The organism is Streptomyces sp. NPDC104814, from assembly GCF_055583185.1.
On sequence record NZ_JBVJOL010000003.1, the window covers coordinates 592,873 to 604,160 of the forward strand.

An 11,288-nucleotide genomic window follows, 5' to 3' on the forward strand; every position below is an offset into this window, starting at 1 on the left:
GTACGGGCGGCCACCGTCGTCCTCGACCCGCGCGCAGACCTCTCGCACCCGCGAGGGGTTTTTCTGTTTCCTGGCCCACCTTCAGCCGGGAGTCAGGCGTGAGGGACCATTGGGGGGACGGTGGAGCCGGTCATTCCGGTAAGACCGAAGATCCACAACAGGAGCCTTGAGACCATGACCGAGACGGCAACCAGCGAGCTCGACGACTCGTTCCACGTCTTCGACACCACCCTGCGGGACGGCGCGCAGCGCGAGGGCATCAACCTCACCGTCGCCGACAAGCTCGCGATCGCACGGCACCTGGACGACTTCGGCGTGGGCTTCATCGAGGGCGGCTGGCCCGGCGCCAACCCGCGCGACACCGAGTTCTTCGCCCGCGCACAGGCGGAGATCACCTTCCGCCACGCCCAGCTGGTCGCCTTCGGCTCCACCCGCCGCGCCGGTACGACCGCCGCCGAGGACCCCCAGGTCAAGGCGCTCGTGGAGTCCGGCGCCCCGGTCGTCACCCTGGTCGCCAAGTCCCACGACCGGCATGTGGAGCTGGCGCTGCGCACCACGCTCGACGAGAACCTGGAGATGGTCCGCGACACGGTGTCCTACCTGCGCTCGCAGGGCCGCCGGGTCTTCGTCGACTGCGAGCACTTCTTCGACGGCTACCGCGCCAACCCCGAGTACGCCAAGGCCGTCGTACGGGCCGCCTCCGAGGCCGGCGCCGACGTCGTCGTGCTGTGCGACACCAACGGCGGCATGCTGCCCGCGCAGGTCAACGCGGTCGTCTCCACCGTGATCGCCGACACCGGCGCCCGGCTCGGCATCCACGCCCAGGACGACACCGGGTGCGCCGTCGCCAACACGCTCGCCGCCGTCGACGGCGGCGCGACCCACGTGCAGTGCACCGCGAACGGCTACGGCGAGCGGGTCGGCAACGCCAACCTGTTCCCGGTGGTCGCCGCGCTGGAGCTGAAGTACGGCAAGAAGGTGCTGCCCGAGGGCCGGCTGCGGGAGATGACCCGGATCTCGCACGCCATCGCCGAGGTCGTGAACCTCACCCCCTCCACGCACCAGCCGTACGTGGGCGTGTCCGCCTTTGCGCACAAGGCCGGACTGCACGCCTCCGCGATCAAGGTCGACCCGGACCTGTACCAGCACATCGACCCCGAGCAGGTCGGCAACACCATGCGGATGCTGGTCTCCGACATGGCCGGCCGCGCCTCGATCGAGCTGAAGGGCAAGGAGCTCGGCATCGACCTCGGCGGCGACCGCGAACTGGTCGGGCGGGTCGTCGAGCGGGTCAAGGAGCGCGAGCTCAAGGGCTACACCTACGAAGCCGCCGACGCCTCCTTCGAGCTGCTGCTGCGCACCGAGGTCCAGGGCAGGCCGCTGCGCTACTTCGAGGTCGAGTCCTGGCGCGCGATCGTCGAGGACCGGCCCGACGGCACCCACGCCAACGAGGCCACGGTGAAGCTGTGGGCCAAGGGCGAGCGGATCGTCTCCACCGCGGAGGGCAACGGCCCGGTCAACGCCCTCGACCGCGCGCTGCGCGTGGGCCTGGAGAAGATCTACCCGCAGCTCGCCAAGCTCGACCTCGTCGACTACAAGGTCCGCATCCTCGAAGGGGTGCACGGCACCCAGTCCACGACCCGCGTGCTGATCTCCACCTCCGACGGTGCCGGCGAGTGGTCCACGGTGGGCGTCGCCGACAACGTCATCGCCGCGTCCTGGCAGGCGCTGGAGGACGCGTACACCTACGGGCTGCTGCGGGCGGGCGTGCACCCGGCCGAGTAGGCCACAGTGGAGGCATGACCTCTTCGGACGGTGACCTTCTGGGCCGGGCGCGCGTGGCGACCCGGCTGCCCGCCCGGGACCTGGAGCGGGCCCGGCGGTTCTACGCGGACAAGCTGGGCCTCAGCCCCGTGGACGAACGGCCCGGCGGGCTGCTGTACAGGTGCGGCGGGGTGGACTTCGTCGTGTTCCGCTCGACGGGGTCCGCGCCCGGCACGTTCACGCAGATGGCGTTCGAGGTGGACGACATCGAGGCGGTCGTCGCCGCGCTGCGACGGCGCGGGGTCGTCTTCGAGGACGTCGACGCGCCCGGGCTGCGCACCCACGACGGGATCGCCGAGGTCGAGGGGAACTACCCGAGCAAGGGGGCGCGCGGCGAGCGCGGTGCGTGGTTCCGGGACAGCGAGGGCAACCTGCTGGCCGTGGGCCAGCCGGTCCCCTAGGCCCACCGCCCGCCCCGCCTCAGGCGCCGCGCCAGATGTTCGCGTAGGCGTCGTCCTCGATCCCGCGGCGCTGCCGTACGGCCGCCAGCTCCGTCAGGGCGTTGCGGACGGCGGCGACGACGGTCACGACGGCGTCGTCCAGCTCCGTGGTGTCCTCCTCGCCCGGGGCCTCCTCGCCGATGCCGAGGGCCGCGCCGAAGGCCACCAGGACGGGTTCGCGGAAGGCCCACCGGTCGGCGGCGCGGCGCCGCTCCGGAGCGTCGGGCGCGGGGCCCGGCCGGCTCCGCGAGCGCAGCCAGCGGTGGCCGCCGCGCTCGCCCTGCGCGTCGGCGGCGTAGACGGCGGCCAGGCCGCGCCCACGCCGCCACAGCCAGTCCTCGACGGACTCGTACGGCGTGTCACGGCTCAGGGCCGCGGCCGCCTCGTCCAGCAGCCGGTCGCCCGTGGTCCGCTGCAGGCCGGGCAGGATCCGGTCGTCGTCCAGGTGGACGGCCTCGTCGGCGATCAGGTCGGCCAGCTCGGCCCCGGCCAGCGCGAGCGACAGATCGCCCTGCCCGAGCGGCCGGGCGGCGGGGACGTCCAGGGCGGTGAGCAGCAGATCGCGGGCGGTACTCATACGACCTCCAGGTCGGCGCCGTCGGCTGCCTCCATCATCCCCCCGGCGGCGGATGTCTGCCGTGGCGCTACCGCAGGCGCCACTTCTGGTTGGCGGCGCCCGTGCAGGACCAGATCTGGAGCCGGGTGCCGTTCGCCGACGCGTTGTCCGTGACGTCCAGGCACTTGTCCGCGGCCGGGTTCACCACGTCGCCGGTCGAGGCGTTGTACGACCACTGCTGGGCGCCCGTGCCGTTGCAGCCGTACAGCTGGACCTTGGCGCCGTCGGTGGTCGAACCGGACGTCACGTCCAGGCACTTGCCGAGGGCCCGGACCGTGCCGTCGGACGTCACCGTCCACTGCTGGGCCGCCGTGCCGTTGCAGTCGTAGAGCTGGACGGCGGTGCCGTCGGCGGCCGAACCCCCGGCGACGTCCAGGCACTTGTCCCCGAGGCCGACGAACGCGCCCGTGCGGTCGGAACCCCCGGACGGTGTGCCGGACCAGGTGAAGGTCGCCGACGTCTTGCCGGGCAGGGAGTAAGTGGCGTGCTGCGAGCCCCAGTTGACGGTCATCGTGCGGGAGGACGCCGAGTCGTTGTAGGCGATGAGGGCCTTCGAGCCGTCGGGGTTGCGCCAGGCCACGTTCGGCAGGGCCGAGGAGGACGTGGAGGCGATGCGCTGGGCGCCGGGGCGGACGAACTTCGTCAGATGGCCCATGTCGTAGTACTCGACCGTGTAGTCCACCTGGCCGCTGCGCGCGTCGCCGTTGTGGACCGTGACCAGACCGGTGCAGGTGCCGCATCCGCCGTTGTGCGGCCCCATGTTCTGGTCCACGGCCAGGGACCACTTCGTCACCGACTTCGCCCAGTTGCGGGTGTAGTCGATGATGTTGAGCAGGTCCTCGCGCTGCTGGTTCGCGATCCAGGTGCCGCCCGAGTGCTCGGTGCCGAAGGCGTCCAGCTGCGGGTACCGGTTGTGCACGGCTGTCTGCTTCGCGATGTCGCCGCCGTAACCGTGCCAGGCGATCCCACCGAAGTTCGGGTGCGTGCGGACCGCCGCGTCGTCGACCGTCTGGGCCGCGTAGGTGTCGTAGGTGTCCCAGTTCCAGTCGTGGGCCAGGACCTTCGTCGGCAGGCCGGCCGACTGGAGTCGCGGCAGCAGTTCGTTCTTGGTGAAGTACGCCAGCCCGCTCGCGTTCCAGCTCATCGACGGGTAGCCCGAGCAGCAGGTCGGCTCGTTCTGCGCCGTCACATAGGAGACCGGTACGCCCTGGTCGCGGTAGGCCTGGAGGTACTTCACGAAGTAGGAGGCGTAGGCGCCGTAGTCCTCCGCCTTCAGCCAGCCGCCGTTGAGCTGTCCGCTGTCCTTCATCCAGGCCGGGGCCGTCCAGGGCGAGGCCATCACCGTGAGCGACGGGTTGAGCTGGAGGGCCTGTCTGGTCAGCGGGACGACGTCGGCGAGATCGTGCGCGATCGAGAAGCGGGTGAGGGACGGGTCCGTCTGGCCGGCCGGGACGTCGTCGTAGGTGTAGCCGTAGCGCGCCAGGTCCGAGGCGCCCATCGGGTTGCGCAGGAAGGACAGGCCGATGCCGTCGGTGGGGGAGAACAGCTTGCGCAGGGTGGTGTCCCGGGTGGCCGGGGAGAGTGCGCCGCTGCTGTTCATCAGCCACGCCGCGGTGTCGGTGAAGGACGCGCCGCCGCCGGTGAAGGTCTGGTAGCGGGTGTTCTCGTCGACGGTGATGTTCTCGCCGCTGCCGCCGGTGCCGGCCTGGAAGGCGAACGGCGTCTGCGGTTCCAGGCCGCGTACGACGTGCCGGCCGCCGGAGTCGTCGGTGGTGGTCAGCCAGGCCGTCACCGGCTCGCCGGCCGCCCGCGCGGGCACGGTGGCCGCCGTGACGCCGGCCGCGGTGAGCAGTCCGGCGAGCAGCAGGCGCAAAGCCGTGGGGGCACTCCTCATGTGCGCCGCCCTTCTGAAGTGGTGGGGGATGGGGGCGTGCGAGCCGTGAGTAAATGACGGCGGACAGCGGGCGTCAAGGGGTTGTGCGTTCAGCTTTCGAAGCTTCAACGCCACGGAACGCGCCATGAGGTGGCTGCGTATCAGTTGTGGTGTGAAGTCTTGACGGCGCGGCGCCGGACCCGTTAACTCACGCCCTGAACTAAGCCTTGAGAGGTACCTCCAGAGCCGAGGGAAGGTCCATGCGAAGAACCGCCCTGCTCGCCTCCACCGCCGTCCTGGCGGCCCTGCTCCCCTGGGCGTCGGCCCGGGCCGCCGAGGCACCCGAGCCCGCCCCGGTCCCGATCGACCGCTTCGAGGGAGAGGTGCCCTTCGCCCAGCAGCCCGCCGAGTCCATCTTCACCTGGGGCGGCGACGCCGACGACCCGCCCGCCCTGAGCCTCGCCGAGCGCTCCGACGCCCCCGAGGGACACAAGGTCCTCACCGGCGGCTACGACATCAGCGGCTACGGCGGTTTCACCCACGACTTCGCCGCGAACGAACCGCCGCACGACTGGTCCGCCCACCGGGGCATCCGGCTGTGGTGGGAGGGACACGGCACCGGGAGGAAGACGTCCTTCGAGATCAAGGACGGCGGGGCGAACGGTGAGGCCTCCGAGCTGTGGACCACGTCCTTCACCGACGACTTCACCGGCTGGAAGCGCATCGAGCTGCCCTTCACCGACTTCACCTACCGCACCGACTACCAGCCCGTCGGCGGCATCGACCACGTCCTCGGCCTCACACAGATGTGGGGCTACGCCGTCACCCTGCCCACCGGCGTGCGCGGCACCTTCGCCCTGGACGGCGTGGAGCTGTACGGCGCGATCGACCAGTCCCTGCGCGCCTTTGTCACCACGGACGCCGCCGTCCACCCGGTACGGGAGGGCGGCACCGCGACCGTGAAGCTCACCGTCGCCACGACCGGCGAGCAGCCCCTCACCGACCCCGTGACGGTCACGTACGCGACCCGGGGCGGCACCGCCACCGCCGGTCAGGACTACACCCCGGTCTCCGGCACCCTCACCTTCCCGCCCGGCACCGCCTCGGGCACCACGCGGACCATCGAGGTGCCGACGGCCGAGGACCGGGACGCCGAACCCGCCGAGACCGTCCCGCTCACCCTCGCGGTCACCGGTGCCAAGGCCCCCGCCGAGACCCCGCAGATCGTGATCGACGCCCACGGACTGCCGTATCTCGACGCGAAGCTCCCCATCCGCAAGCGCGTCGCCGACCTGCTGTCCCGGATGTCCCTGGCGGAGAAGGCCGGCCAGATGACCCAGGCCGAGCGGGGCGCGATGAGCGCTCCGGGCGACATCGCCGGCTACGGTCTCGGCTCGCTGCTCTCCGGCGGCGGCTCCACCCCGACCCCCAACACGCCGGCGGCCTGGGCGCGGATGATCGACGGCTTCCAGCTGCGGGCTCAGGCCACCCGCTTCCAGATCCCGCTGATCTACGGCGTCGACGCCGTCCACGGCCACAACAACCTGACCGGCGCCACGATCACGCCGCACAACATCGGGATCGGCGCCACCCGTGACCCCGCGCTCGCCCGGCGGACGGGCGCGGTGACCGCCGCCGAGGTCCGCGCCACCGGCGTCCCCTGGGACTTCGCGCCCTGTCTGTGCGTCAGCCGCGACGAACGCTGGGGCCGCTCCTACGAGTCCTTCGGCGAGGACCCGGCGCTCGTGCAGTCCATGGAGACCGTCATCCAGGGTCTGCAGGGCCGCGCCGACGGCCGCGACCTGAGTCGCGGCGACAAGGTGCTCGCCACCGCCAAACACTTCGTCGGCGACGGCGGCACCGCCTACGGCTCCTCGACCACCGGCACGTACACGACCGACCAGGGCGTCACCACCGTCACCCGGCAGCAGCTGGAGGACATCCATCTCGCGCCGTTCGAGACGGCCGTCCGGCGGGGCGTCGGCACGGTCATGCCGTCGTACTCCTCCCTCGACATCACCGGCGACGGCAAGGGCGCGGTGAAGATGCACGCCCGCGGCGACATGATCAACGGGGTGCTCAAGGGCCGCATGGGCTTCGACGGCTTCGTCATCAGCGACTGGAACGCCTTCGACCAGCTCCCCGGCGACTACGCGGCACGAGTGCGCACCTCGGTGAACGCCGGTGTCGACATGATGATGGTGCCGTACGGCTACAAGGACTTCACCGGCGCACTCGCCGCGGAGGTGACGGCGGGCCGGATCAGTGAGCGGCGGATCGACGACGCTGTCTCCCGCATCCTGACCGAGAAGTTCCGGCTCGGGCTCTTCGAGCACCCCTACGCGGACACCAGCGGGGCGTCCGGCATCGGCTCGGACGCGCACCGGGCGGTGGCCCGCGAGGCGGCCGCGAAGTCACAGGTGCTGCTGAAGAACGACGGCGGACTGCTGCCCCTCAGACCCACGCAGAAGGTCTACGTCGCGGGCTCGAACGCCGACGACCTCGGCAACCAGAGCGGTGGCTGGACCATCACCTGGCAGGGCTCCTCCGGGAACATCACCTCCGGCACCACCATCCTCGAGGGCATGCGGAACACCGGCGCACAGATCACCTGGTCCAAGGACGCCTCCGCCCCGACGGCCGGCCACGACGTGGGTGTGGTCGTCCTCGGCGAGACCCCCTACGCCGAGGGCGTCGGCGACGTCGGCAACGGACACGACCTCCAGTTGAGCGCCGCCGACCGGGCGGCCGTGGACCGGGTGTGCGCGGCGATGAAGTGCGCGGTGCTGATCGTCTCCGGCCGTCCGCAGCTGATCGGCGACCGGCTCGGCGAGATCGACGCCCTGGTCGCCTCCTGGCTGCCGGGCACCGAGGGCGACGGCGTGGCCGATGTGCTCTACGGCAGGCGGCCGTTCACCGGGCAGCTGCCGGTCACCTGGCCGCGCTCGCAGGCACAGCTGCCGATCAACGTCGGCGACAGCTCCTACGACCCGCAGTATCCCTACGGCTGGGGGCTGACGACGCTGACCAGGACCCCGCCGGGCGGCGCGGGCACGCTCAGGGCCCTCGGGCTCGCCGCCCGGGCGGCCGAACGGGCGGGCACGGACTCCGCCGGCCGTGCGCTGGTCGCCAGGGCCCGGCTGATCGTCCAGGAGAGGGCGGGGCAGCACCTCACCCCGGCCGTCTCCCGCCCGTTCGCCGAGGCGGACCACCTGCTGCTCACCGGGCGCTACGCACAGGCGGTGGAGAAACTGGCGGAGGCCTACCGGGCCGCCTGATTCCGCTCGGCGCGCAGGAACGTTCCGGGTCGCTTCGGGTACGTTCGACCTATGAAGGCCGTCGTACGGACCCGAAGCCTCCCGGCCCTGCTGGCGGCCGCCCTGCTCGCCGCGTGCGCGGTGCTGTGGGCGCCGGCCCCGCAGGCCGTCGCCGACTCCGATCTGTCCACCATCGGGCGGGCGTTGCGCGAGAACCCCGTCTACGTGGACCCGGCCGCGTCCGCGCAGTTGTCGGCCGCGGACGCCGGCACCCTGGCGAAACGGATCAAGGCAGCCGACAAGCCGCTCTTCGTGGTCGTGCTCCCCGCCGGCTATCCGACCAAGAGCCTGTTCACCGACCTGCGGACCGCCACCGGCATCACCGGGCTGTACGCCGTCCGGCTCGGCGACCGCTTCGACGCCCGGGCGGACTCCAAGGTGCTGCCCCGCTCGGCCGTGCAGAACCTCGTGACCAGCGTGCGGGGCGACCGTGACGCCCGTACGCAGCTGACCGACTTCAGCGACCGGGCCGTGGCCAACATGGGCGGTTCGGCGCCGTCGGGCTGGGGGTCCTCCGGGAACGGCGGCGGGGTGTCGGCCACCGCGCTGGTCGCCACGGCCGCCGTGGTCGTCGCCGGCGGCGCGGGCGCCTTCGCCCTGGTGCGGCGCGGCCGGCGCCGGCGCGAGGAGGAACAGCGGGCCGCGCTGGAGCAGCTGCGGGTGGTCGTCGACGAGGACATCACCGCGTTCGGCGAGGAACTGGACCGACTGGAGTTCCACCCGGCCGAACCGGGCGCCGACGACGCGATGCGCGCGGACTACGAGCGGGCCCTGGACGCCTACGAACAGGCGAAGTCGCTGATGGCCGCGGCCCGGCGGCCCGAGGACGTGCGCGCTGTCACCCAGGCGCTGGAGGAAGGCCGGTTCTCCCTGGCACAGCTCGCCGCCCGCCGCGAGGGCCGGCCGCTGCCGCAGCGCCGGCCGCCGTGCTTCTTCGACCCGCGCCACGGCCCCTCGGTCGCCGACGCCGTGTGGACCCCGCCCGGCGGCGCCGCGCGCGAGGTCCCGGTGTGCGCGGCCGACCAGGCGCGGCTCGCGGACGGCCGCGAGCCCATGGTCCGCGAGGTCGACACCGACTACGGCCGTCGCCCCTACTGGGACGCGGGCCCGGCCTACGGCCCCTGGGCGGGCGGCTACTTCGGCGGCGGCCTGCTGCCCGGGCTCCTCGTCGGCACGCTGCTCGGCGGCATGATGGCCACCCCGTCGTACGCCGCGGACTACGGCACCGGGTACGGCGACTTCGGCTCCGGCGGTTACGACGGCGGAGACGTCTCGGGCGCCGACTTCGACTCCGGTGACTTCGGTGACTTCGGCGGCGGGGGCGGGGACTTCGGCGGCGGCGGAGACTTCGGCGGCGGAGGGGACTTCGGCGGCGGCGGGGACTTCTGAGCCGTCGGCCCCCACAACGCGGCACGGGCCCCCGGTTTTCCGCCGGGAGGCGGAAGCCGGGTGGCCCGTGCTGTGCCGGTGTTCGGGTCAGGCGTTGCGGATCGCGGAGATGTCGAAGACGAGCTTGATCTTGTCGGAGACCAGGACGCCACCGGTCTCCAGTGCCGCGTTCCAGGTCAGGCCCCACTCCGAGCGCAGGATCTCGGCCTTGCCCTCGAAGCCGACGCGCTCGTTGCCGAACGGGTCCTTCGCGGCGCCGTGGAACTCCAGGTCGATGGTGAGCGGCTTGGTGACACCGAGGATCGACAGGTCGCCGGTGATGCGGTAGTCGTCGCCGCCCAGGGCCTCCGCCTTGGTGGACCGGAAGGTCATCGTCGGGAACTCGTCGGTCTTGAAGAAGTCCGAGGACTTCAGGTGACCGTCACGGTCGGCGTTGCCGGTGTCGATGCTGTCCATCTTGATGTCGAGGGAGGCCGTCGAGCGGGACGGGTCGGTGCCGTCCAGCTGGAGCGAGCCGGAGAAGTCGAGGAAGGAACCCTTGACGTTGGTGACCATGGCGTGCCGGGCGACGAAGCCGATCGTGGTGTGGCTGGGGTCGATCGTGTACTCGCCGGTCAGCGCCGCGAGGTCCGGGCTGACGGGGGCGGTGGCGCCGGCGGGGGCGGCGGCGGTGGTCTCGGGGGTGTTCTTGCGGCCGAAGATGCCCATGGTGTGCTCCTTGGGGACAGAATGTTGAATGTTCAACGATGCCAACGACTTCGACGGTAGACCTATTCCGTTCAAAGTTCAACAGTCTCGTCGGGGGTAGTCTCTCCGTGTCGCGATCCGGGTCCCGGATTCACTCCAGGGATGGCATGTGAGCCCCCCGATGTGAGGCGTCTTACGCCCGGTCCGTTTGTACGACCCCCACAACCCCGACGCCCTCTGAGCAGTCGGAACGCCTGCATGCCCGTCGGGTTCTGTTCAGGGGTACCAGGAAAACGGGTCGGAGACTGTACGGAGTCGACGGCTCGCTTTCCTTGGCGGTCTTCGTAAGGTCGCTACATGACCGTTTTGGAAGAGACGACGGGTGAGCCCACCGGCGAGCCGACGGACGCGCGCGGGCGGGTCGCCGAACTGCACGAGATTCGTGCCCAGGCGCTGGCCGGTCCGAGCGAGAAGGCGACCGCGGCGCAGCATGCGAAGGGCAAGCTGACGGCTCGGGAGCGGATCGAGCTGCTCCTGGATCCGGGGTCCTTCCGGGAGGTCGAGCAGCTGCGCCGGCATCGGGCGTCGGGTTTCGGTCTGGAGGCGAAGAAGCCGTACACCGATGGTGTGATCACCGGGTGGGGGACGGTGGAGGGCCGGACGGTCTTCGTCTACGCCCATGACTTCCGGATCTTCGGTGGTGCGCTGGGTGAGGCGCATGCGACGAAGATCCACAAGATCATGGACATGGCCATCGCGGCGGGTGCGCCGCTGGTGTCGCTGAACGACGGCGCCGGCGCCCGGATCCAGGAGGGTGTCTCCGCGCTCGCCGGGTACGGCGGGATCTTCCAGCGCAACACCCGGGCGTCGGGGGTGATCCCGCAGATCTCGGTGATGCTGGGTCCGTGTGCGGGCGGCGCGGCCTACAGTCCGGCGCTGACGGACTTCGTGTTCATGGTGCGTGAGACCTCGCAGATGTTCATCACCGGCCCGGACGTGGTCAAGGCCGTCACCGGTGAGGAGATCACCCAGAACGGGCTGGGTGGGGCGGATGTGCACGCGGAGACCTCGGGTGTGTGTCACTTCGCCTACGACGACGAGGAGACGTGCATCGCGGAGGTGCGCTACCTGCTGTCGCTGCT

The 11,288-nt window shown here is 71.4% G+C and carries 8 protein-coding genes; 5 read left to right on the forward strand and 3 right to left on the reverse strand.

The genetic code is table 11. The annotated features are described in order from the left end of the window. Positions 1-174 precede the first annotated feature (174 nt). Both cimA and ACZ64A_RS15785 read left to right on the forward strand, forming a co-directional pair. Positions 175-1,785 carry a citramalate synthase gene (cimA, locus tag ACZ64A_RS15780; protein WP_469810798.1) on the forward strand — a complete coding sequence of 537 codons (1,611 nt, stop codon included), beginning with the start codon at positions 175-177 and terminating at the stop codon, positions 1,783-1,785. A 14-nt stretch (positions 1,786-1,799) separates the two neighbouring features. Next, positions 1,800-2,225: a VOC family protein gene (locus tag ACZ64A_RS15785; protein ID WP_469810799.1), complete on the forward strand. Its 426-nt coding sequence runs from the start codon at positions 1,800-1,802 to the stop codon at positions 2,223-2,225. Between the two features lie 19 nt (positions 2,226-2,244). Here ACZ64A_RS15785 and ACZ64A_RS15790 read toward each other — a convergent pair whose 3' ends face one another. Together ACZ64A_RS15790 and ACZ64A_RS15795 are read right to left on the reverse strand one after the other, a co-directional pair. Then, positions 2,245-2,841 (reverse strand): GPP34 family phosphoprotein, encoded by a 597-nt coding sequence (locus tag ACZ64A_RS15790; RefSeq protein WP_469810800.1) that lies wholly within the window; start codon positions 2,839-2,841, stop codon positions 2,245-2,247. A 67-nt stretch (positions 2,842-2,908) separates the two neighbouring features. Further along, positions 2,909-4,774, reverse strand: a complete 1,866-nt coding sequence (locus ACZ64A_RS15795; RefSeq protein ID WP_469810802.1) for a lectin — start codon at positions 4,772-4,774, stop codon at positions 2,909-2,911. 239 nt (positions 4,775-5,013) lie between these two features. Between ACZ64A_RS15795 and ACZ64A_RS15800 the strand changes: the two genes are divergently transcribed. After that, a complete protein-coding gene (locus ACZ64A_RS15800) occupies positions 5,014-8,031 on the forward strand; it encodes a glycoside hydrolase family 3 protein (protein ID WP_469810803.1) in 3,018 nt (1,005 codons plus the stop codon). A gap of 51 nt (positions 8,032-8,082) precedes the next feature. Then, positions 8,083-9,459, forward strand: a complete 1,377-nt coding sequence (locus ACZ64A_RS15805; RefSeq protein WP_469810804.1) for a hypothetical protein — start codon at positions 8,083-8,085, stop codon at positions 9,457-9,459. Between the two features lie 87 nt (positions 9,460-9,546). On the opposite strand, the gene ACZ64A_RS15810 is transcribed toward ACZ64A_RS15805, so the two are convergent. Then, positions 9,547-10,167, reverse strand: coding sequence for a YceI family protein (locus tag ACZ64A_RS15810; protein ID WP_469810805.1), 621 nt, complete (start codon positions 10,165-10,167; stop codon positions 9,547-9,549). A 336-nt stretch (positions 10,168-10,503) separates the two neighbouring features. Here ACZ64A_RS15810 and ACZ64A_RS15815 point away from each other — a divergent pair. Next, positions 10,504-11,288 (forward strand): acyl-CoA carboxylase subunit beta (locus ACZ64A_RS15815; RefSeq protein WP_469810806.1); only part of this gene is annotated, 785 nt, incomplete at its 3' end.